Raw genomic sequence first — 23,207 nt, 5'->3', positions numbered from 1 at the left:
TCATCCCGGTCCCGGCTCAGGGCTCCCGAACCGGTCGGCGAGTTCGGAGACGATCGCGGAATCGACCGCCGGAGCGCTGGATCGCAGTGCTCGAAGGTCCAGCCGCACCGCGACGCCGAACGCGGCGTTCCGCTCAAGCGCGGTCAGCCGCTCCACCAGCGCGCGGCCCCCTTCGGCGTCGCCCTGCGCGAGCCGGGTCTTGATCAGCCCCCAGACATGGTCGGGGTCGGCTGCGTCCCCTTGGTCGGCCAGCAGGGCGCTGTACGACTCCGCGACGTCGGCGAACGCCTCCGCGGCCGCCGCGGTATCACCGCGGGCAAGGAGCGTCAGGGCACGTTCATAGCGGAACTGGGCACTGGCGGAGGTTCCGTCGCCGATGGGCTGGTCGAAGGCCTCCAGCGCCTCGTCGAGCCGCCCCGCCGCGCGCAGGTTCTCGCCCAGCACGCGCTGGAGCCAGCGTATGCCCGGCGCGATCTCCGTCGCCGTCCTCAGGTCGGCGATGGCCTCGTCGTGGCGTCCGAGAGCCTGGTGGACCTGGGCGCGGCTGCCGAGGCCGAAGGGATAGCTCGGCCACAGTTCGAGGGCTCGGTCGAAGTCAGCGACCGCTTGGTCGTACCGTCCGAGGAGGCGGTACACCTCGCCGCTGCCGCCGTAGGCGCTGCCCAACTCGGAGAACAGCTCCGCGGTCCTTTGGAAGGCGGCCAGGGCTGCGTCGTGCTCACCGAGGCTCAGGTGGGAGTGCGCTCGCTGGACGCGATGGGGACCGTCCAGCGAGTCCGCCTCGACCAGGGGGGCGGTGTCCTCCAGGACGCCGCGCCAGTCGCCCAGCTGGTAGCGGCTGTTGGCACGGTCCTGGAGCAGCCAGACGGTCCCGGGCGAGAGCTCCAGCGCGCGGTCGAAGTCGGCCAGCGCCGCGCGGTGCCGACCGGCCGCGGCGTAGGCCTGGCCCCGGCTTCCCCACAGCCACGCGTCGTCCTCGGCGAAGGGGAGGACCTCGCTGAAGTCCGCTATCGCGCCCTCGAAGTCGTCCGCCTGACGGCGGGCTTCGCCGCGCTGACGCAGAACCCACATATAGCCGGGGCGCAGGTCCAGGGCGCGGTCGAAGTCGGCGATCGCCTCGGCGAACTCGCCCGCTTCGCGGTGGCGCTCGCCGCGATGGCTGAGCGTCCAGGACTCGTCGGGCGTCGCGGTGGCCTGCTGCTGCTCGGCGATGCGCCGGCGGACCTCGGCCAGCTCCGCCGCCACTTCTCCGTCCCCTGGGGCGAGTTCGTGGGCCCGCCGCAGGTCGGCGAGCGCCTGGGTCAGGTCGCCGAGCCTGCTGTGCGCCTCGCCGCGCCGCTGGAGGGTCCAGGCCCGGTCCGGGTTCAGGCTCAGCGCCTGGTCCAGGTCGGCGACCGCGGCCCGGAGCCGGCCCAGCGCGATCAGGGCCTCCGCCCTGCGGACCCACATGGCGTCGACGCCCGGCCTCAGGCGCACCGCGCGGGTGAAGTCCGCGAGCGCCCGCCGGTCCCGTCCCAGGAGCTGGTAGCAGATTCCCCGGTTCAGGAGGGCGTAGCTGTCGCCCGGGCTCAACTCGACGCAGCGGTCGAAGTCGGCGACGGCGGCGTCGAGCCGGCCGGCCACCCGGTGGGCGTCGCCGCGCTCGGCGTAGGCCCAGGAGAACAGGGGGTGGCGGCGGATCACGTCGTCGAAGGCCGCGATGGAGTCGGCGTCGCGTCCCAGCTGCTTGAGCAGTTTGGCCCGCTCGCCGAGGGTGTCGCGGTCGGCCGGGCTGGATTCGAGGACCTGGTCGAGGTCGGCCAGGGCGCGTCGGCTGTCGTCGGCGGAGCGGTGGGTGTAGCCGCGCTGGCGCAGGACCCAGGGGTCGTCGGGGGTCAGCGCCAGGGTTTGTTCGAAGCCTGCGACGGCCTCGGAGTACCGGCCGGCCTGGCGCAGGGCGTCGGCCCGGAACCCGAGGGCCCAGGCGTGGTCCGGGTCGTCGGCCAGGACGCGGTCGAAGTCGGCGACGGCCTCGGCGTAGCGGCCGGCGACGGCGTGGCCCTGGGCTCTGACGCAGAGGGCCACGTGGTCCAGCCGGTCCGGCTGTTCCGGCGGTTCCGGCTGTTCCGAGCGGTCTGCGAGATCAGCGGGGTCTGCCGGGCCTGCGAATTCTGCGGGGTCCGGGCGCTCCAGATCCATGCTTGATTATCTCGGGGTGCGGGTGGGACCGACATCGTCGATAACCCCACCCGCGCTCCCGGATATCAGCCCTCGTTGACGCCCGCCGCCGGCTCCAGGATCACCGGCAGCACCTGGTGGCCGTTGGAGATCAGCGATTCCACCGGCACCAGTTCGGCGTCCGGGACGAAGGCCAGGTCGGGGAACCGCTGGAAAAGCTTGCTCAGCACGGTCGCCGCCTCCATCCGGGCGAGCTGGGCCCCGAGGCAGAAGTGCACGCCGTGGCCGAAGGCCAGGTGGTCCTTGTCCGACCGCGTGACGTCGAACTCGTCGGCGGTCGCGCCGTGCAGGTCGGGGTGGCGGCCGACGGCGCCGTAGGAGGCGAGGATCGCCTCGCCCTTTCGGATCGTCAGGTCGCCGGGCAGCTCGATGTCCTCGACCGCGTAGCGCAGCGGAAGGTGGGCGACCGGGGCCTCGAAGCGCAGCGTCTCCTCGACCACGTCCTGCCAGCCGGCCTGGCCGGCGTCGACCTTGGCGCGCTGCTCCGGGTGCGTCAGCAGGGTGGTGATGCCCTGGTCGATCAGGTTGACGGTGGTCTCGTAGCCGGCCGAGATGATCAGCAGCAGGGTGTCGAGCAGCTCCTGCTCGGTCAGCGCCGAGCCGTCGCCCTCGTCGTCCTCGTCGTCGCGGGCGGCGATGAGCAGGGAGGTCATGTCGTCGCCCGGGTTCTGGCGCTTCTCGGCGACCAGGCCGGCCAGCACCTCGTAGAGCTTCACGGCGTTGGCGCCGGCCTCCTCCGGGGACAGCGTCGTGTCGAAGACCGCGTCGACCAGGCCGCGGAAGGCCTGCTGGGCGGCGGCCGGCAGCCCCATCAGGGAACTGATGACCTGGATCGGCAGCGGCACCGCGAGCTGCTCGCGCAGGTCGACCTGCTCGCCGCGAGGGGTGGCCGCCAGCGCGTCGAGCAGCCCGTCGGTCATCTCCTCGATCCGCGGCGCCAGGGCGGCGACCCGGCGGGCGGCGAAGGCCGGGCTGACCAGGCGGCGCAGGCGGCGGTGCTCGGCGCCGTAGGCGGTGAACATGTTGCTGACGCCGACCCACAGCGCCAGCGGCCACTTCCCGATGATCTCGTCGGGGAACTTGGGCCAGTGGGCGGCGGCGTCCTTCGACACCCGGGGGTCGACCAGCAGGGCCTTGAGAACCGCCGGGTCGGCGACCGACCAGGCCTGCTGGCCCAGGATGTCGACCAGGGTCGCGGGCCCGCGGGCGCGCAGGCGGTCGTTCTCCTCATGGCGGTTCGCGCCGGTCGGGTCGAGGGTGAGCACGGTCTGGTCCATGGTGGGGCCTTCCATCGCGGGCGGGTGCCGGACCTGCGGGTGCAGCCGGGGCGGTGCTCGAATCGGATCAGGGCTCGAATCGGATCCGTGGGCGAACCGGATCAGCGCTCGAACCGAATCAGGGCTCGAACCGGATCCGTGGGCGGAACGGGCCGGGCCCGGACCGGGTTCAGCGCGGCGGCGCCGGCGGCGGCCCCGGGATCAGGACCGGGAGCGCGGCCAGCGCCCGGGCGAAGGGGCCGGGCCGCCACAGCAGCTGGTCGGCGGGCACCGCGAGCTCCATCTCGGGCAGGGCGTCCAGGATCTGGTCGATCGCGGCCTGCGCGATCAGGTAGGCGGCGGACTGCGCCGGGCAGGCGTGCGGGCCGGCGCTCCAGGCGAGGTGGGCCCGGTTGCCGGCGCGCTGGTCCGAGGCGATGGCCGGGTCGTTGTTGCAGGCCGACATGCTGATCAGCACCGGCTGGTCCGCGGGCAGCCAGACCCCGTCGATCTGCACCGGGTACGGCGGGTAGGACACCGCGTAGTTGGCCATCGGAGGGTCCTGATACAGCACCTCGTCCAGGGCGTCGCGGACCGTCAGGTTCCCGTCCAGGACGTCGCCGGAGAACCGCTCGTCGGTGAGGATCAGCAGCAGGGCGTTGGCGATCAGGTTCTGCTGCGGCTCGATGCCCGCCCCGTAGAGGGTGGCCAGCTGGTGCACCATCTCGGTGACGTCCAGGCCCGACTCGTGCTGGAGCAGCCGGGTGGTGACGTCGTTGCCGGGCCGCTCCTTCTTCAGCAGGACCAGCTCGGCCAGCGCGCCGGCGAGCATCGCGTTGCCGGCCTCGGCGTCGATGCCCTCGAAGATCTTGGCCATCCCGACCGCGACCCGGTGCCCGATCTCCGAGGGGCAGCCCAGCAGGGTGTTGAGGACCTGGAAGGCCAGCGGGTAGGCGTACTGGGAGATCAGGTCCGCGGTGCCGGCCCGGCCGAGTTCGTCGATCAGGCCGATCGCCACGTCCTGCACCACGGCGCGCAGCCCGTGCAGGTCGACCCCGCCGAGGCTGAAGACGTTCGCCTTGCGGTAGCGGGCGTGCTCCACCCCGGAGCTGCGCAGCGCGTTGGGCCGCCACTCCATCATCGGCTTGACCGGGCACGAGTCCGGGATGTCCTTCTCCCAGCGGCGCGGGTCGGCCGGGAACCGCTCCTGGTCGTGCAGGATCCGCAGCGCGGTGTGGTAGCCGATCACCAGAGTGGCCGGCACGTCCGGGTCGAGCAGCACCGGGACCAGGGATCCGTGCCGGCGCCGCATCTCGGCGTAGGCGCCGTGCGGGTCGGCGGCGAACTCCGGCGTGTACATGGGGACGTGCGAGAGCTCGGAGGTGGCGGCGGCCGCGGCCTGGGTGGTCACGCGAGCATCTCCCTTCGGGTGGTGAGGTGTTCGACGAGCACGATCAGCGCCTTGGCGGACGAGGACTGGTCGCGGGCGTCGCAGACGGTCAGGGGGGTGGTGGGGGCCAGGTCCAGCGCCTCGCGGATCTCCTGCGCCGGATACCGGCGGGCGCCTTCGAACTCGTTGACGGCCACGGTGTAGGGCAGCCCGCGCTTCTCCACCGCGCTGAGGATCTCGTCGCAGTGGTCCAGCCGCCGGGTGTCGACCAGCACCAGCGCGCCGAGCGCGCCGCGGGCCAGCTCGTCCCACATCGGCAGGAAGCGGTGCTGCCCGGGCGTGCCGAACAGGTACAGCGCCACGCCCCCGAAAGTGCGGCGCCCGAAGTCCATCGCGACCGTGGTCGAGGTCTTGGCGGGCAGCCCCGCCAGGTCGTCGACGCCGACGCTGGCCTTGGTGATCGGCTCCTCGGTGCGCAGCGGCCGGATCTCCGAGACGCTGCCGACGAAGGTGGTCTTGCCCACCCCGAACGGGCCGGCGACGAGCAGCTTCACCGATCTGGTGACGGTGTCCGGCAGGTAGGCGACCTCAGACAAGTTGGCGGAGCCCACGGAGCACCTCTCTGAGCACATCGATGTCGGGGGCCCCGGCGTCCGGGACCGGGACGGCCAGGTGCCCGGAGTCCAGCAGGGCGGAGGCGAGGATCGTCACCACCGAGGGCGGCAGGTCCAGATGGGCGGCGACCTCCGCGACCGACAGGGCCCCGTGCCGGCTGCACACGCCCAGCACCCGGCGCGGCTCCGGGGCCAGGCCCTGGACCGGGGCCTCCCGCGCCACCAACAGGGTGACCAGCCCCAGCTCGCGACTGGGGCGCAGCACGCCGCCGGTCATGACGTAGGCCCGCACCAGGCCCGGATCGCGCCGCCGCCGGCTCATGGCCGGCGGTTCTCGCTGCCGAGCTCGTTGCCCAGCCGCGAGGCGAGATCGTTCATCCGGTGCACGATCAGCCCCGCGTCGGCGGTCGGCACGGCGCACACACCCAGCATCGCGTTCTGGCCGGCGGCGGTCACCAGCACCAGCGCCTGGTCGTACTCGATCAGGTTCTGGCGCAGCCGGTTGTCCTGGTCCCCGCACAGCCCGGCCAGGGCCTTGCCCAGGGACTGGACGCCGCTGACGGCGGCGGCGAAGGCGTCGGCCTCGTCGCGGGTGATGGACTCCGAGTGCGCCATGCGCAGCCCGTCCCCGGAGATCAGGACGGAGTAGCGGACCCCTTCGATGTCCAGGCTGCTGAGCATCCAGGTCAGCTTGTTGTTCGCGTCAGCCGGCGGGGCGGTGGTGCTCACGGCTATCGGGTCCCTTCTGCTGCTGCGGGGTCGGAGGGCGGGGCCGCGGGGCCCTCGGCCCGGTGGGCGCCGCTCTGCCAGGCCGCCGCGACGCTGGCTCGCGGGGGTGTGGTGCTCAGCACGGGCGGGAGCGGCTGGGTGTCGGCGGTCGCGGACTGGCGACGGCGGCGCGGGAGGCCGGTCCCGGTGAGCTCGGGTTCGGGGGCGGGGCGGGTGGGGCCGGTGGTGGGGGCGCTCGGGTTCGGGTCCGGGTTCTGACTCGGGTTCGGGTCCGGGTTCCGGGTCGGCGCGGCGGTCGCGGCCGGAAGGGCGTCGGTCGCATCCGTGTTCGTGGTCGTATTCGCGCTCGCGAGCACGGCCGGTGCGGCGTCGGTCGCGCTCGCGTTCGGCGCGGCGTTCGGCGCCGTGTTCGGGGCGGCGTTCGCGGTGGCGTAACCGTTTCCGCCGCCGCTCCCGTTGCCGCCCGCGGAGGCGAGCAACGCCTCGGGGATGAACAACGCCGCGCGCGTGCCGCCGAACGGGCTGCCCGATCCGTCGACCGACGCCTGGAACCCGTAGCGCCGGCTGAGCGCGGCGACCGTCGCGAACCCGACCTTCGGGTGCGGGCCGAACCGGTGCAGGTCCACCGGTTCCTGCCCGGAGAGCACCCGCCGCGCGGCGTCCAGCTGCTCGCTGTTCATGCCCACGCCGGCGTCGTCGACGATGATCGTCACGCCGTGGTGGCCCTCCTGGAACGTGACGTCCACGAACGACCCGGGCGGCGAATACCGGGCGGCGTTGTCCAGCAGCGTGGCCACCGCGTGCACCGCCGGCTCCACGGCCGGCCCGACCACCTGCCGCCCCAGCTCCCGGGGCCGGATCCGCCGGTAGTCCTGGATCCGGCCCATCGCGCCGCGCACCACGTCGGTCATCGTCTGGGCCGGCCACCGCCGCCCGGGCAGGCCGCCGCAGACCACGACGTAGGACTGGGCCTGCCGGATCATCTGCTGCACCGTGTGGTCGATCAGGGTGAGCGTCTCGAAGGTCTCGTCGCCGCGATGCCGCCGCATCGCCTCGGTGACCACCTTGCTCAGGCTCGCCCCGAGGCTGACCACGGTCTCGGCGAACGACCGCACCGACGACTCAGTGGTCTGATGCGCCTCCTCGGAGACCCGCCGCCGCACCGCCCGCGCCACCTCGCCCTGGAGCTCCCGAACGCCCGCGGTGTACCGATGTGAGAGGACTGCGATGTTCTGGGCGAAAGGCGTTCCCTCAAGCGATCGCCCGATGGCCGGTTCGATGCGCGGCACCGACGTTTCGTCCATCACCTCGGCGACGGTCGGCAGCCCCACGGCGGCCAGCCGCGCCACCGCGGCGTCCCGGGCCCGGCAGGCCTCCTCCAGTCCGGCGACCCGCGTCCGCAGATGCCGGGCGCCGCGGACCAGGTACCCGACGGCCGCGATCGCGGCTACGAGCGCGACCGCCGTGCACCAGAGCGCTATCTCAGAATTCATACGTCTTCTCAATCAGGTCTGCGCCGGGGGGGGACGGAGCATGGTGGGGCCGGTGGTGGGGTGGCGCGGGGGATGGTTCAGGGCAGGTCGGAGAGGCGGTCACCACTGCCGGTGCGACGCCGCCGGCGCGCGTGGGGGCAACTACGGCCCCTGACACTACCGCAGGGTCGCGAGGAGCATGGACGGACAGGTGTTCGAGGATTTGATCTAGCGGGGCCGGATCATTGCGGCTGGACCCGCGGGGTGCCCGGGCTGTCCTCGCCGTCCTCCCAGGACAGGCCCCAGCCGTAGCGGCGGTCCAAGTCGGCCTGGTAGCCGGTGACGTATTTGAGCTCGCGCTGGAGGACCAGCTTGCGGCGACGCCAGGTCAGCAGGGCGACCGCGCAGGAGCGGGCCTCCGGACCCGGGTTGTCGAGTCTGGTCCGGTACACCGTCCGGTCGAGCAGGCTGACCCGCACCTCGGCCCGCGCGCTGTCAAATGCCCCCGAGTAGGCCACTACGAAGAACAAGACTCGACGCATCTCTGAAATGTGTTCGAGGTTGAGGAAGAGGTTGTCGTCGTAGAAGTAGATGAAGGGCGGCCGACGATAGCCGCCCGTGTACTGGCCGAAGTCCTGGACCACACCGCGCTGACCGGAGTTCGTCTCGTACAGGCATCCGAGCCCCAGCTCGATCATCCGGCTGTGAAATACCGGGGCGGGTACGAGCCGGCGGCTCTTGGTGCCCACCGCCACGGATGGGAATTGGTTCCACTGCATCCCGATCTGGAACGCGCCTGTGGGCGCGACAGGGAGCATCGAGGGCAGCTTCCGCGCGGTGCGCCGAAAGAGCTCATACTTCTCGGTCACGACATCGGGCAGGGCATCAGACCGGACCCAGGAAGCCTCGGCGCTCTGCGCAGCCTTGACCGACAACAGGAAATCGTCGCCGAATCTGCCGGCCAGCCGTGCGGAAAGCTGGCGGTATCCCTGTTCGTTGGGCGCCCTGGTCACCAGGAGCCGCAGTGCTTCGCGCGCGGAATGAAGCATGTTGGTACCGATCCCGTCCACCTCAGCCTGGGTGAGACGCGCTACCAAGATTCTGGAGACGTTTTCGAGCGCACCCCGATGAGCCTCGAAATCCTCGGAAGCCAAGCCCATCAGGATCTCGGTGGCGTCACGCAGAGTGGACAGTTCCTCCAACTGCCTATCGGGGAGCGTGTAGATGCAGGAGGCGAGCTTGATCAGCAGTTGCGCCGCCCGCAGATCGTCGGTCGGGAGGCCATCGGCCACGTTGGCCGTCTTGTGCTTGGCGATCGCGGTGCGCAGAGCGGCCACCGCGTCCCCGTTCTGGCGAGCCATGCCGACGCCCGCCAGCTTCTCGTAGGCCGCGGACTGGCCGTGGAGGTCGCCGAATCGCGAGGCGATATTAAGGGCCTGATAGTAACTGTCGTCGGCGTGACCGTACCGTCCGGCTGCCAAAGCCGCGTCCCCGGCAAGGAGATTCGTGGTGACGACTTGTGCGTAGTTGTCCAAGGCGATAGTGAGCGGCGGCCTCGGATCCGAGTCGACGTAGTCGTAGTCGTAGTGGGCCACTCCCTGAAAGCGCCAGAATTCCTCCATATCCATCGGCTCGTACGGCCGGTACGGCCGGCGCGGCGGCTCCGGTTCGGCCACGGCGGGAGCCACCACCACCGGCCGCTCCGACCGGCTGAGATGCTCCTGCATCGGCGAGCCCGACACGGCGAACGGCCGCGCGTCCGGCGGCAGGTTGATCAGTCCGGCGGCGGTGGATCGCAGGGCCTTGGCTTCGGGGCCGACGCCGTTCCAGGCGTCGATCCGCCTGCCGACCGCCGCGATCATCGAGAAGACCTGGTCCGGGACCAGGGTGTCCAGGAGCAGCGGCCGGGTCCCCGGCTGGAAGTCGTAGACCTCCTCTTCGGCCGTGCGGCGGATCAGGCCGCCGAGGAAGACCTCGGCGAGGTGGGTCCGAGTCGCGTCCGGGAGGACGCTCTGCACCAGGTGCATCACCGGCAGCGTCAGCGGCGAGACCGCCGCCAGGTGCGCGGCCAGCCGGTAGGCGCCAGGTGACGCGGCGCCCCGGAAGTCGTTGAGCAGGCGCGCGGCGTCGGCCGGAGGGGCCGGGTGGCCCGGGTCATGGTCTGAGGCACTCCCCGATTCCGACTCACCAAAGAGCATCTCGAGAGTGTCGCTCCAAGGAACCTCCGGGCCCCCGTCCACAACAATGGCCAGCGCGTCATCGATAAAATCGAATAGCTCCTCATCTGCTTGGCTGTGCACCCCCGCGTCGACCACCGCGTCGATCACCGCCAGGTCCGCCTCGGACCCCGGACCCGTCGCCATCCGCGCCCACTCGCGGAACGACGCGGGCGTCGCCTCCAGCACCGGGACCGGCAGCGTCAGTGTCGGGGCAAGCGCGGCGGGGATCAGCGGGTGCCCCACCTCCAGGCGCCCGTTCCGGGCGCCGCGGGTGCGGCTGCGGACCCGCAGGCGGCGGGGGTCCAGCCCGGTTGCCGGCCACAGGCGCTGCGGCAGGGCCTGGACCACGGCGATCGGGTTGTGCCTGGCCCACTCCGCCATCCGGCGGTGCGCCGCGCCGTCGCGCCAGGCCGGGCCGACGCCGTCGGTCAGGACCAGCAGGATCCGGCGCCCGGAAGGGTCGACCACCGCGTTCGGCAGCAGGGGTGTGGACGTGCGGCTGAACGGGGTGCTGTGCAGGCGGGCGCGGCCCGGGGTGCCGGTATCCAGGCCGAACAGGCGGACCGTGCGGAAGGCGCCGAGCTGGATCATCAGGGTGTGCAGTTCGCGGGCGAGATGCTGCCACAGCAGCATGGACAGGCTGTCGTCGACGATCAGAGCGAGGTCCAGCCAGCGGTCGGCGCGGGGGCGCATGACTACGTCGAGCACGCCGGTCTCGGCGATGGCGGTAACGGTGGCGGCGATGTCGACCTCGGTGCGCCAGGCCGAGGGCTCGGAGCGCTTGAGGGGTTTCAGGACGCGGGCCACGGCCACCGGGTCGGCGATCGCACGGACGGCCGGCACCCGCGCCGGGTGGGACAGGGCACTGCTTCGCACCTTGCCCGGCACCGGGGCGAAGTAGGAGACCGGATCGGGGACCGCGTCGTCCGGCGCGGTGTGAGCCAGCTCGTCCTGGTCCTCGTCCAGGAAGTCGGCGCCCACCGGTTCCGGCTCCGGCCGGGCGACCGCGGAGTCGGAGCCGGCGTCGGCGGCGGCCATCCGCGTAGCCAGCAGGAGGATGTCCGCGACCTCTTCCGGCGAGATGTCGTCGACGATCGACGCCAGCAGGTACGCGAACTCCTCGATCATCGCGAGCCCAGTCCGTCCAGCCGGTGCAGGACCGAGTCGACCAGGTCGGCGTGGGACATGTCGACGCCGGTGCGCCGCAGGTGGATCGCGTTGAGGAGCTGGTCGGCGGCCAGCTCGCCGGTGGTCCGCTGCTCCAGGAAGGCGGTGATCAGCCCCTCGGCGGCGGCCAGCGCCTCCGGTCCGAGGTGGGCCTCCACGATCTCGCACAGCCGCCGGTGGTCCAGGTCGGGCAGGTCCAGGCGGACGCAGCGGCGCAGGAACGCCGGCGGGAACTCGCGCTCGCCGTTGCTGGTGACCACCACGATCGGGAACTCGGTGCAGCGCACGACGCCGTGGGTGACGACCGTCCGCCGCCGCGAGCCGGTCACCATCACCTCGACCTCGGCCTGCTCCTCGGGCAGCCGGGCCAGCTCGGGGATCTCGAACTCGCCGTCCTCGAACACCGCCAGCAGGTCGTTGGGCAGGTCCAGGTCGCTCTTGTCGAGCTCGTCGATCAGCAGCACGCGGGGCCGCGCGGACGGGACGAGCGCGGTCCCCAGCGGCCCCAGGCGGATGTAGGTGCCGATGTCCGCCTCGGCCTGGCCCCGGGACTCGCTCATCGCGGCCTCGCGCAGCCGCCCCACGGCGTCGTAGCGGTAGAGGGCGTCAGTGAGCTGCGACCGGCTGGTGATCGGCCAGCGCAGGACGGCGCCCAGGCCCAGTTCGTCGGCGACGGCCTCGGCGAGGGTGGACTTGCCGGTGCCGGGCCGCCCGGTCACCAGCAGGGGCCGGCGCAGATGGAGGGCGGCGTTGACGACGTCCGCCTCCTTCGGGCTGATGACGTAGGGGCGGTTGCGCAGGCTACTGCGATGCTCCGGTGAGATCGTGCGCCAGGGCGGAGCCGGCGGCAGCACGACGGCGGCGGGCTCCGGGTCGTGGTCGGGGTCGGCCTCGGCGCCGATGTCGGAACCAACACCGACATCCGCCGCAGAGCGGCGGCGCGCGCCAGTGCCTCGGAAGATCCGCCAGTCGCCGGTGAACACAGCGGTGGCGGGCGCGACGTCACTACCCGCCGGACTGTCCTCCGGCTCGGCCGGCTCAGCGCCGCCAGCGGCCTCAGTGCCAGTGGCGGCCTCAGTGTCAGTGGCGGCCTCAGTGCCGACTGCGTCCTCGGCGCCCGCGACGTCCTCGCCGTCCTCGGCGCTGCTGATCTCGTCCATACCGTCCGTCTCCCGCCCTCTCCCGCTGGTCCCGGTCCGATCGCCAGAGCGAGGGATCAGCCCGGCGGCCCCAGACGCAGCTGCTTCGGGTACTGATGCGGGTCGTCCCACAGCAGCGCCACGTGGCCGCCGAAGTGGTTCTCCTGCCCGGAGGCCATCCCGCGCAGTTTGCGCACCGCCCGGGGCAGCACGGCCTGCCGCTCCCTCGTCGTCAGCTTCTCGATCCGGCTGCGGTCGTCCGCCGGAGCGGGCCGCCGGGCCCACAGCACCGCCGGCACTCCCGCATAGACGCACCCTGCGATGACACTGACACGATCCGCCTCCGAGGGGAACGCGACGACGCACGCCACCTCGGACTCGGCGGCGGCCAGGGCCGCGTAGACCGCGGTCGGCGTCGTGTGCCCCTCGTCCAGCACCACCGCGTCGTCCGAGCCCAGCCGGTGCCAGGAGCGGAGCCAGTGCGGACGGTTGACCAGCCGCGGCTCGACGCAGCGCAGCACGACGTCGAACTCCACCCCGAGCATCCGGTCCACGACCCCGGGCAGGATCCAGCGGTCCACGTCCAGGTCCAGCTCGTCGGGGTCGAGGAAGAACTCCAGCATCACCGACTCGACGCCGTCGTGGACCTCGCCGCGCAGCACGCTCTCGATACAGGACACGATCTTGTCGAGCGGAACCGCCGTGTCCTGCGCGCACACCGTCCGCGATCCGCCGCCGTCGTCGACCCACACCGTGTGCTCGAACCCGGTGCCGCCCTTGCGCCGGAGCTGGACCTGGACGCGCACGACGCTGCCGCCGCGCGCGGCGTCCGCCCTGGCCTCGGCGCGCCGCTCGGCCAGCGCGCCCTCGGCGACACCGATGCGCTCGGACACGCCGCGGCACCACGCGCGGAGGTCCTCGCGCAGCGTGTCGTCGGTCAGCCGGGCGGCCAGGAACTCCATGGTGCGGATCAGGCTGGGCACCGTGCCGGGCCGATGGCTCAGCTCCTCCAACGCCGCGAGCGTCGGCAGCAGTCCGCCGTCCGGCGACGGCAGGCTGTGCAGCCCCGGGATCGCGCGGTGCGCGGCGGATCGGACCTGCGCGGCGGGGGTCTCGGCCAGCAGCCGTCTGGCCAGGTGGGCGTATTCGCGGTCGGAGAGGAACTCCCCCGGCCGGACGGCCAGCGCCTCCGCGGCGAGCACCTGGCGCAGCCGCGGATCGCGGGTGATCGCGGCGGCCTCGGCGGCGAGCGTGGCCATGCCGCGGTGCAGGCGCAGGGCCAGGACGACGAGCGCGTCGACCTCGTCGTCGTCGAACTCTGCGAACGGCCGCCGGGTGTGGCGCATGCGCCGGACCAGGTGCTGGGCCCGCTCCTGCCGGGAGCGCAGTCCGGCGTGGGGAGCGGACGCCGACAGCACCGCGTCGAGCGCCTCGCGGAACGCTTCGAGGGACGCCGATCCGGCGACCACATGGCCGGCGGCCCGGTTCAACGGCATGTTGCCGGCGATCCAGCGCAGGATCTCCCGGGTGCTGATGGCGAAGCCGCGCGGCAGGTTCGGCTCGACGCTGACCACGATGCCGACGACGGCCCGCTGGGCGCGATCCCAGATCGGGGCCCCGCTGAAGCCGTTGGTGAAGTTGCGCGCGCTGCTCGCGGTGTCCAGCACCAGCCACGGTCCGGCGAGCGTCTGGACGTCCGCGACGACCGGTGTCGTGGCCTCGCCGCTGCCGTACCAGGAGAACACTGTGGAGCCCAGGCGGTGGTCTTCGAGCCGCACCGGGCGAATGCCGGGCGGCGGCGGGCCGGTGATCTTCAGAATGGCGACATCGCCGTACCAGGTCCGGCGCCCCGCGCCGAGCGCGCTGCCGTCCTGGTTGCCGCGCCGGGGGAACCAGCCCAAGACCTTGGCGCGGACCCGGCCGCCGTTCTCGGAGAAGGGGAAGGAGAGCTCGACGGAGCGCTGTTCGTCGGTGAGGTCGCCGGTGACCTCATGGCCCAGCGCGCTGGTCACGACGTGGGCACAGGTGACGACCACGTTGTCGTCCACCAATACGCCGCCGCCGCACGCCTCGGAACCGGTGAGACCGTGGACGCTGACGAACGCGCGCTTGACGTCCACGTCGGCGTCGAGATCCAGGTCGGCGGCCCAGGAAGGAGACGTCACTCCTCCGTTTCCGCGGCGGGGTCGGACCCGGAGCCCTCGTCGGCCTGGACGTCCTGGTGCTGGGCGTCCCCGTGCTGGGCGTCCCGGTGCAGATCCCACTCGGCCTTCACGGTGAGGCTGGCCTCTCCGTTCGCCCCGACGATCATCAGATGCATCTCGCTGGTGAGCTTGAGCCCGAGCTCCACGCTCACCTTGTCCGGGGGCCGAGCGGCCTTCAGTACCGTGCGGTGCACCGACTCCAGCACCGGGACCAGCGGCCGCAGCGACTCGGCCAGCGAGCTCCCGGCCTTGGCCAGCGTGTCCTTCACCCGCGAGACCGGCTCCAGCGGCTCGGTCCCGGGCGGCAGGTCGAGCTCGGCGGCGGGAACCGCTTTCATCAGCACGGATGTGCCGTCGTCGAAGTCGAAGCGCAGGAAGTCGGGCACGGATCCCATCATGGCATCAGGGTCCTGGTTCGATCTAGAGAATCGGCGAGGGCGCGGATCCGGGGAGGGATTCCCCTAGCCGTGCTTCTTACCGTTTGCTTACCGGCGCGATCACAGGCCCCTGAGTCCGTCGCGAGGTCGCTATAACGATTGTTATGACATCAGTTATCGGGCGTCGACGCCCGCTGCTCGCCGGCCTCGTCGCCGCCGTGCTGTCCGCCGCCGTGGTACCGATCGCGTGGTCCGAGGCCGCCGGACCGGCCGGCCGCGGCGCCACCGCTGTTTCCTCCGCCGCTTCCGCCGCCACGCCCGCCGTCGCCCCCGTCCGCGACTGCGGCACTCTCACCGCTATCGACCTCACCGGAGTGCCGGAGGCGCCAAGCCGCATACTCTCCGCCGCGCCGATCACCACCAGCGGGACAACGTACTGCGATGTCCGCGGCTACATAGCCCCGCAGACCCAGTTCGAGGTCAAGCTGCCGGTCTCGACCTGGCACGGCCAGTACGTCCAGGACGGGTGCGGCGGCTTCTGCGGGGACGTGCCCACCGAGGGCGCAAATCCCGTGCCGCAGCAGGCCACCGGGTGCGGTGCCGTCACCAACGGCGAACTCGTCGTCGCCTCGGACAACGAGGGGCACGTGGGCGCCAACCGCCTCGACGGGTTGTGGGGGCTGAACGAGCCTCGGCTGCGCACCGTCTTCGGCTACACCTCCGAGCACCAGCTCGCGTCCGTCGCGAAGACCATCATCCATGGCTACTACGGCCAGTCGGCGTCCCACTCCTATTACGACGGCTGCTCGGACGGCGGACGCGAAGCGCTCATCGAGGCGCAGCGCTACCCGGACGATTTCGACGGCATCCTCGCCGGTGCGCCCGCCCTGGACGCGACCGACTTCGCCGGCGAGCTCTCAGCCTGGGTCTACCGTTCGAACACTGACAATCAGGGCCGGCAGATCCTCGGCACCGACAAGCTTCCCGCGCTGCACGCGGCTGTCCTGAAGGCCTGCGCGGGCCCGGACGGGATCATCGCCGACCCGCGCACGTGCGAGTTCGACCCCGCGACCGTCACCTGCCCGCCGAACACCGACGCCGCCGCCTGCCTCACCCCGGCGCAGGTCACCGTGGTGCGCAAGTTCTACTCCGGACCGCAGGACCCAGCGGGACGCGCGCTCTATCCCGGCGGCCTGCCCTACGGATCCGAACTCGCCTGGGCCGGCTGGGACATCTCCCCCACCGGCAACGTGCTGGGCACGAACGCCGCGCAGTTCGCCATCAACTTCCTGAGTTACCTGGTCTCCGACCATCCCGCGAAGACCGACCTCCAGGACCTCACCTTCACCGACGGCGAGTACTTCAAGCTCCAGCAGGCCGCCGCAGCCAACAACAGCACCGATCCGGACCTGACCGCGTTCCGCCGGCACGGCGGCAAGATCATCCTCTACCACGGCTGGGCGGACCAGGCGATCCCCCCGTTCGGCACCGTCGCCTACTACAACGCGATGACCACACAGACCAAGGACGCCGCCTCCTTCTCAAGGCTCTACATGATCCCGGCGCAGTACCACTGCCTGGCCGGCGGCGACCCGCAGGCGTCCGCCGACTTGCTGACACCGTTGATGAACTGGGTGACGACCGGATCCGCGCCGGGCGCGCTCACCTTCCCGACGGTGAATCCGGCGCCGGACCGGCCGGCCTCGCTGACGGTGGAGCCGTTCGACCCGCGCCAGAAGGTGACCGGCCACGGCGCCAACAGCGACTACGACTGGATCGGCCGCTTCCACTGATGCCGCTGCTGATGCCACTGATGCCGTTGATGTCGCTGATGCCGCTGATGCCGCGCCGGTTCTAAAGGCCCAGCCCGGCAAGCACCGCCTGCACGCCCGAGCGGTACATCCGCTCCCCCGCCCCCTCGTCGGGAGTCACTCCCCACGAGGGCGGCGGCGCGTCCAATACGCCGGCCGACTCCAGGCCGACGAGGCCGTGCATCGTTCCCCACAGGGCGTAGGCCTTGCGCAGGTCGCCGCCGACAGCGCCGATCAACGGACCCGACATCAGGTCCAGGACCTCGGCACGCAACTCCGGCGACGGGACGAAGTCCGGCACCACGCGGTCGAACATGAAGGCGTAGCGCGACGGGCTCGCCAGGGCGAACACACGATAGGCACAGGCCAGCTCCAGCAGATACGCCGTGGCCGAAGCCTGGGCCGGAACCGCCCGCAACGCCTGCCCGAGCATGTCGTAGGCCCGGCGGAACAACGCCTCCAGCACTCCCGCGCGACCGCCGAAGGCGCTGTAAACGGCCATCGTCGACGTCCCCGCCGCCTCCGCGATCCGCCGCACGGTCAGCTCGCGCGGACCGTGCTCCACCGCGACCCGCAACGCCGCCACGACCAACTGTTCCCGCTGCTCCTCCCGCGCCATCGGACCAGGATAGGACCGCTGCGCGGACCCGGCGTCACCGCCGCGGTTCGAAGTCGTTGACCGCCGGGCCGTAGACGAATTCGCGCGCCATCGCGATGAAGTCCTGCGGGAATCCGAGATCGAAGACAGCGGCGGCTTCCAACCGGAGCACCGCCTCGGGCGGCAGCTCCACCTCCAGAGCGGCCAGGCTGTCCTTGAGCTGCTCGTGGGTCCGGGCGCCGATGATGGGATGGATCCACCGGTGCCGCGACCGGGTCCACGCCAGCGCCACCTGCGACGAGGTCACGCCCAGGTCGTCGGCGACCGCGTCGACTTCCGCGGCGATGCGCAGATCGCGCTCGGAGATGTCGTCCAGCTTGATCCGAGACCCTTCGGTCGCCCCGTGCCGGGTGTATTTGCCGGACAGCACACCCCGGGCCAGCGGCGCCCATGCCGCGACGGAGAGCCCCAGCGCCTCCGCCATCGGCAGCAGCTCACGCTCGATGCCGCGTTCCACCAGGCTGTAGTTCAGTTGCAGGCCCGCGAACGGGGTCCAGCCCCGCAGCTCGGCCAGCGTGTTCGCGCGGCTGGTGCTCCACGCCGGAGCATCCGACACCCCGAGGTAGAGCACCTTGCCGCTGCGGACCAGGTCGTCGAGCGCCCGCATCGTCTCCTCGGCCGGCGTGTGGGCGTCCCAGATGTGGACCCAGAGCAGATCGATGTAGTCGGTGCCCAGGCGCCGGAGGCTGTCCTCCACCGACCGTCGCAGGTTCTTGCGATGGTTCCCCGAGGCGTTGGGGTCGCTGCCGTCCATCGTCAACGTGTACTTGGTGGCTATCACGAACCGATCGCGGTCGGCGCCGACGAGTTCGCCCACGATCCGCTCGCTGGCGCCCTCCGTATAGCGGTTCGCGGTATCGATCACATTGCCGCCCGCCTCGGCGTAGGCGGTGAAGATCTCGCGGCATTCATCGACATCGGCGCCCCAGCCCCACTCGCGGCCAAAACCCATGGTCCCGAGAAAGGCCTCTGAGACGCGCAACCCGGTGTTCCCGAACGTGGTGTGTTTCACGGCTCGAACATACCCGGCGCTAGACACGCTGTCTAGACACTCCGTCTAGACGTGTCGTATGGATGATCCGTATGGACAGTCTGTCCAGGCCGCCCGCTAGCATCGACGCCATGGCACCAGAAGCGACGTCGCCCCGACGACCAGGCAGCCGACGCGACGACGCCCAGGTTCGGGAAGCGATCCTGACCGCGACCCGCCACCTGCTCGACAGCCGGCGCTTCGACGAACTCAGCGTCGCCGACATCCTGGGCGAGGCCGCGGTCGCGCGCGGTAGCTTCTACTTCTACTTCGCCTCGAAGCATCAGGTCCTCGCCGAGCTGATCCGCCGCGCCGTGGCCCGCGGCCAGGAAGCCGCCGAACCCTGGCTGGCCAGCCCCGACGACCCCCGCGCGACCGTGCGCCACGGCATCCGCGAGGGAGCGAAGCTGTGGCGGCAGGAAGCACCCCTGCTCCGCGCGATCGTGGAGAACTGGCGCAGCGACGCCGAACTGAGCGCCTTGTGGCTGGACCTGATGGGCGCTTTCACCACCGCGACCGCCGACCGCATCACAGCGGACCGCGACGCCATCGGCAGCACCGCCGCACCCGGCGTCGACGACGCCACCCTGGCAGCCACGCTCACCTGGCTGGGCGAGCGGCTCTACTACCTGGCCGCGATCGGGGTCGAGCCGTTCACCGACGAGGAGGCGCTGGTGGAGGTGCTGACCCTCATGTGGATGAGCACGCTCTACCCGGGGAAGTGACACGGCCAGGGCGTGTTTCAGTAGCCGTTGAGTAAGCGCGGAGGATCCAAGCTTTGAGAATGCCGACTGCGGCCTGCGCGTCCGGTCAGGTCTCGGGGCGGAATCCGAAGCGTTGGTTGACAGCCCACATCACCTCGTCGTCGACGCCGACCGACGTGTGCAACCGGCGAGTCTGAGGAGAATTCTCGGCGAGGTGCCGCAGGTTGGCGACCTTCGCCAGCGTGCTCAGCCGATGCCCACGATGCGCGCCAAGCACGGTCGTCGTGTTCTGGCACGCCCATTCGTGGGGAGCTTTGGTGGCAGGGGATCGCGGTCATCGCTCCACGAGGACGATCATCGTGGTGCAGGTCTCACGCCATGCCGCCGGGGGCAGGCCGGACCACGTGACCGGCCTGTACCCGGCGGACTTTTCCCACCAGCGTCGCTTCAAGATCCAGAACAAGCAAGTCGGGCTCCGTGCCGCCTCACCGCACCCGAAGGCCACCGGAACAGGTGGTGGGCCGTCAGTTCAAGCAGCGCGAGCACAACAACTCCAACAATCCACGTCATCGCAAAGCGGATCGGTGTCTCCTGCGACCTCGGCCAGTTCCGGACGCCGGTCACTATGCGGAGAAACAGGGCTCTGAGCCAGGGAAGCAGCAGCGCCAGGCGTTCGCCGGCCGCCGGTTCGCAGCTCACCCGAAAACCAGCCGCACCCGCTCCAGGAGTTCGTCGGCCCCGACCGTCGCACCGCGTTCCGCCGCCCGGTCGAACGCCTCATCGCCGAGCGCACTGCGCACCGCTCGCACCACTCGCATCGTGTTCGGCCCTCCGCCAGGCCGCTCCTGATGAAGCGCGGTAGCCGCTCCCACCAACGTCGCCGCGACTTCGGCGTCGCCGGACTCCAGCGCGAGTGCCGCGGCGGCGACCGCCGCGCCCAACAACAGCGGCAAGTGCCGCGCCGTCCGCACATGCTCCAACAGAACCCGTAGTTGCTCGCGCGCCGCATCGGGTTCCTCGTTGTCGATGAGCGCGAACGCGTAGGTCAGGCGCGACCAGAGCGCGACCGCGTTCGCGACCTGATACTCCTGATAGCCACCCTCCTGCGGAAGACGTCCCGGGCCGCCCGCTCCCGAAACCTGCAAGGTCGCGACCGGATAGACCCCCACCGGATCGTCCGCCGACAGTCCCGCGTCCAGCATCCGGATCACCACGCGGTACCGCTCCAACGCCCCGCGCAGATCCCCGCGTCCCCGCAGCACATCGGCCTCGACGACCGCGATCGTCATCGACGTCGCCCCCGACAGCTCCGCCGGCCGGTGGCTGCGCGCCCGGTCCAGCGCCGCCTCGGCGGCGTCGAAATCCCCATCCCAACAGTGCAGATGAGCGATCCAAGCGAACGCGTTGACCGCTTCCTCGGGCGCCGACCATCGCGCCACCAAGCCGGCCGCCTCGGCGAGCAGCCCGGCCGCGACAACGGTGCCGGCCGTACGCACCCGCACCGTGGCCAACGTCAACAGAGCCCTGATCAAGGTGAAGTGGTCATCGATCCCCCTCAGCACCTCCACGGCAAGCGCCAGATCTCCCGAGGCCTCCGCGTACCGCCCTTCGTTGAACCGCGCGCCACCCCGCAACAGCAGCGCATTACCGGACAGCCACGGATCGGGCGCCGCGACCAGGTCGTCCAGCTTTCGCGCGATCCCCTGACCAGGAGCATGCACCGCGGTCACCAACTCGAACACCGGATGCGGCTTCCGATCCTCGCTCACGGCCTGCTTGTACAAGACCAGAAACCCGGGGCCCTCCTCCCCGATCCGCCGCCACCGCTCCGGATCCAGGAGGTCCTGAACGTCCGCCGCATAGGCGCACGCAAGATACGCCGACGCAAGGCCCGCAGGCGGTCCCTCGGCCTCCCTCTCAGCCTCCGCCACCAACCCCAACACCCGACGCCGCCACGTCATCAGCTCGCCGCGCCGCCCCTTCAGCAGCAAGTACCAGCTCAAGCTCCCGAACAACCGCAGCGCGAGCTCCACCTCGCCCTCCGCCACTGCCCACTCCAGCGCCGCCGCCGCGTTCCCGTGCTCGGCCGCGAGCCGCGCCATCCAGACCGGCTGCTCGGCGGTCCGCAGCGCGGGCTCACTCTCCTCGGCCAACCTCGTGAAGTACTCCGCGTGCCGCCGCGCCGCAACGCGCAGAACCCCAGCCGCCACGGCGTCCTCCGCGACGTAGGCACGGATGGTCTCCAACATCCGATACCGCGCCCCGTCCCAGGCTACGAACGACTTGTCCACCAACGCCGCCAGCATGCTCGACCCGTCGCCCGCCACCCGTCCCACGGCTTCGGCTGTGCCTCCGCCGACGAAGACCGCGAACCAGCGGGCCAGCTCCCGCTCCTGCTCGGTCAGCAACCGCCACCCCCACTCGACGACCGCCCGCAACGTCCGATGCCGGGCCTCGCCGGCCCGCCGCCCGCTCCCCAACACCCCGAACCGATCCGGCGACCCCGGCCCCAGCCCGGCCGCCAGATCCCCCGGGCTCATCGCCCGCATCCGACCGGCGGCCAGTTCCAGCGCCAGTGGAATCCCGTCCAGCTCCCGGCAGACCGCGCACACCGCCGCGCAGTTCTCCGCGTCCAGCCGAAACCCGGCCCGGACCTTCGCGGCCCGTTCCACGAACAACCGCACGGCCGCGGACTCCGAAGCCTCCGCGACGCCCGCGCCCATCACCGCCAACCCCAACGCCGGCACCGCCAGCACGTGCTCGCCGGGCACGTCGAGCGGCTCACGGCTGGTCGCCAGCACCCGCACGCCCGGGCACCGGATCCCCACCTCGTGGACCAGCTCCGCGGCCGCCGCCAGCAGGTGCTCACAGTTGTCGAGCACCACCAGCATCCGCCGCCCGGCCAGCGCCTCCGCGACGGCCCGCGCGCCGTCCGACTCAGGCCCCTCATTCTCCCGGATCCCGATCGCGGCCAGCACCGTCCCGCCGAACAGCGCCGGATCGGTCACCCCCGCGAGCTCGACCAACCAGACCCCGTCGGCGTAACCCCCGCCCAACCGCCCCGCGCACTCCACCGCCAGCCGCGTCTTGCCGGTCCCGCCCGGGCCCACCAGCGTCACCAGCGCCGTCGCGTCCAGCAGTGCACTGATGACCCCGATCTCCTCCTCCCGCCCTATGAACGAACCCTGTGTCCTCGGCAGGTTGCTCGCGCCCACCAGCTCGAACGCCTGCTCCCGCTCTCGGCTCAGGACCTCCGCATAGGCCGCCGCGAGTTCCACCCCGGGACCCACTCCGAGCTCCTCGACCAGCAGCTCCCGCGTCCGATGGAACACCGTGAGCGCCTCCGAGCGCCGCCCCGCCTCCGCCAACGCGACCATCAGCCGGGCCGTCACCGACTCGCGCAGCGGATGCGCCGCGGCCTCGGCACTCAACATCCCGATCGACTCGGCCGCCCGCCCCGAACTCCGCCGGCGATCAGCCAGCATCTCCACCGCTGCGAGCCGGGCCTCGTCCAGATCCGCGGCCACCGCGCCCAACCCGGGCCACCCTCGCAGCCCGGACAACGCCTCCGGCCCGGACCACTCCCCCAACGCCAGCGTCAGCTCCTCGGCCGCGGCCCGGTCGCCGTCGCCGTCGCTATCACCGGCCGCCGCGTATCGCCCCGCCTGTGCCACCCGCGCCAGGAACCGCGTAACGTCCACGTCATCCGGCGCGACCTCCAGCGCGTAACCGCCGCCACGCGCCAACACCGACGCCGGGCCGCACGCCGCTCGAAGCCGCTTCACCAACGTCTGAAGCGCGTTGGCGGCGTTCGCCGGCGGCTCCTCGCCCCAGATCCCGTCGACCAGCCGGTCCGCCGGGACGGCCCGCCCCGGCCGCAGGGCGAGCAACGCCAGCAGCACCATGACCTTGGGTCCGGCGACCTCCACAACAGTGCCGTCGTCCTCGATCACGACAAGCGGACCCAGCAGTGCTATGCGCATGAATGTTCCTTGCCTCCCGGAACATTCTCAGGACTCGTTCACACCGTGGTCAACTTCGTCCGCCCCGGCGGCACGGCCCCGCGATTACCGCGATATGGCTAACCGGCGGGCGGCACGAACAGCGCTTCCGCCGGATCTGGCGGAAGCTGGAGGTGCGCCCGGCGGGCCCGCGTCACCCACACAGCGCAGCCACCGGTCGGCCCGACCAGCCTGAGCAGCTTGAGCAGCCCGAGGAGA

At 71.6% G+C, this 23,207-nt stretch carries 17 protein-coding genes; 2 read left to right on the top strand and 15 right to left on the bottom strand.

What is annotated here, in order from left to right; translation table 11 throughout:
* The 11 genes from ABD481_RS29865 to ABD481_RS29815 all read right to left on the bottom strand — a co-directional run bounded on the left by ABD481_RS29865 (position 1) and on the right by ABD481_RS29815 (position 14,805).
* The gene (locus ABD481_RS29865) at positions 1–2,178 is read right to left on the bottom strand and encodes a tetratricopeptide repeat protein (RefSeq protein WP_344669127.1); all 2,178 of its coding nucleotides are present in this window, start codon (positions 2,176–2,178) and stop codon (positions 1–3) included.
* Between the two features lie 65 nt (positions 2,179–2,243).
* On the bottom strand, positions 2,244–3,494 hold the full coding sequence (locus ABD481_RS29860; RefSeq protein WP_344669126.1) for a cytochrome P450 family protein: 1,251 nt from the start codon (positions 3,492–3,494) through the stop codon (positions 2,244–2,246).
* Between the two features lie 169 nt (positions 3,495–3,663).
* A complete protein-coding gene (locus ABD481_RS29855; RefSeq protein WP_344669149.1) occupies positions 3,664–4,833 on the bottom strand; it encodes a cytochrome P450 family protein in 1,170 nt (389 codons plus the stop codon).
* Positions 4,834–4,880: 47 nt separating this feature from the next.
* A complete protein-coding gene (locus ABD481_RS29850) occupies positions 4,881–5,474 on the bottom strand; it encodes a GTP-binding protein (RefSeq protein ID WP_344669125.1) in 594 nt (197 codons plus the stop codon).
* The gene (locus ABD481_RS29845; protein WP_344669124.1) at positions 5,452–5,799 is read right to left on the bottom strand and encodes a DUF742 domain-containing protein; all 348 of its coding nucleotides are present in this window, start codon (positions 5,797–5,799) and stop codon (positions 5,452–5,454) included. Before ABD481_RS29845 ends, ABD481_RS29850 begins: the two co-directional genes overlap by 23 nt.
* Complete coding sequence (locus tag ABD481_RS29840; RefSeq protein WP_344669123.1) at positions 5,796–6,206, bottom strand: roadblock/LC7 domain-containing protein; 411 nt, start codon at positions 6,204–6,206, stop codon at positions 5,796–5,798. Before ABD481_RS29840 ends, ABD481_RS29845 begins: the two co-directional genes overlap by 4 nt.
* A 2-nt stretch (positions 6,207–6,208) precedes the next feature.
* On the bottom strand, positions 6,209–7,699 hold the full coding sequence (locus ABD481_RS29835) for an ATP-binding protein (protein ID WP_344669122.1): 1,491 nt from the start codon (positions 7,697–7,699) through the stop codon (positions 6,209–6,211).
* A gap of 221 nt (positions 7,700–7,920) precedes the next feature.
* The gene (locus ABD481_RS29830) at positions 7,921–11,025 is read right to left on the bottom strand and encodes an SAV_2336 N-terminal domain-related protein (protein ID WP_344669121.1); all 3,105 of its coding nucleotides are present in this window, start codon (positions 11,023–11,025) and stop codon (positions 7,921–7,923) included.
* Complete coding sequence (locus tag ABD481_RS29825) at positions 11,022–12,224, bottom strand: AAA family ATPase (protein ID WP_425559317.1); 1,203 nt, start codon at positions 12,222–12,224, stop codon at positions 11,022–11,024. Before ABD481_RS29825 ends, ABD481_RS29830 begins: the two co-directional genes overlap by 4 nt.
* Before the next feature lie 56 nt (positions 12,225–12,280).
* Positions 12,281–14,368 (bottom strand): VMAP-C domain-containing protein, encoded by a 2,088-nt coding sequence (locus tag ABD481_RS29820; protein ID WP_344669120.1) that lies wholly within the window; start codon positions 14,366–14,368, stop codon positions 12,281–12,283.
* Positions 14,365–14,805, bottom strand: a complete 441-nt coding sequence (locus ABD481_RS29815; protein WP_344669119.1) for a CU044_2847 family protein — start codon at positions 14,803–14,805, stop codon at positions 14,365–14,367. The genes ABD481_RS29820 and ABD481_RS29815 overlap by 4 nt, the downstream gene beginning before the upstream one ends.
* A gap of 143 nt (positions 14,806–14,948) precedes the next feature.
* On the opposite strand from ABD481_RS29815, the gene ABD481_RS29810 reads away from it, so the two are divergent.
* Positions 14,949–16,577, top strand: coding sequence for a tannase/feruloyl esterase family alpha/beta hydrolase (locus ABD481_RS29810; RefSeq protein WP_344669118.1), 1,629 nt, complete (start codon positions 14,949–14,951; stop codon positions 16,575–16,577).
* 61 nt (positions 16,578–16,638) lie between these two features.
* On the opposite strand, the gene ABD481_RS29805 is transcribed toward ABD481_RS29810, so the two are convergent.
* Positions 16,639–17,214, bottom strand: coding sequence for a TetR/AcrR family transcriptional regulator (locus tag ABD481_RS29805; RefSeq protein ID WP_344669117.1), 576 nt, complete (start codon positions 17,212–17,214; stop codon positions 16,639–16,641).
* A gap of 34 nt (positions 17,215–17,248) precedes the next feature.
* Positions 17,249–18,265, bottom strand: a complete 1,017-nt coding sequence (locus ABD481_RS29800; protein ID WP_344669116.1) for an aldo/keto reductase — start codon at positions 18,263–18,265, stop codon at positions 17,249–17,251.
* A 110-nt stretch (positions 18,266–18,375) separates the two neighbouring features.
* On the opposite strand from ABD481_RS29800, the gene ABD481_RS29795 reads away from it, so the two are divergent.
* Positions 18,376–19,008, top strand: a complete 633-nt coding sequence (locus ABD481_RS29795) for a TetR/AcrR family transcriptional regulator (RefSeq protein ID WP_344669115.1) — start codon at positions 18,376–18,378, stop codon at positions 19,006–19,008.
* 85 nt (positions 19,009–19,093) lie between these two features.
* Here the strand turns inward: ABD481_RS29795 and ABD481_RS29790 are convergent, their stop codons facing one another.
* Together ABD481_RS29790 and ABD481_RS29785 are read right to left on the bottom strand one after the other, a co-directional pair.
* A complete protein-coding gene (locus ABD481_RS29790) occupies positions 19,094–19,264 on the bottom strand; it encodes a hypothetical protein (RefSeq protein ID WP_344669114.1) in 171 nt (56 codons plus the stop codon).
* Between the two features lie 418 nt (positions 19,265–19,682).
* Positions 19,683–22,970, bottom strand: a complete 3,288-nt coding sequence (locus ABD481_RS29785; protein ID WP_344669113.1) for an AfsR/SARP family transcriptional regulator — start codon at positions 22,968–22,970, stop codon at positions 19,683–19,685.
* Positions 22,971–23,207: the final 237 nt, after the last annotated feature.

Source organism: Catenulispora yoronensis (assembly GCF_039531695.1).
In the GTDB taxonomy this organism is placed as follows: Bacteria; Actinomycetota; Actinomycetes; order Streptomycetales; family Catenulisporaceae; genus Catenulispora; species Catenulispora yoronensis.
The sequence above is the reverse complement of the archived record's forward strand: the minus strand, read 5'-3'. Positions and strand labels throughout refer to the sequence as shown.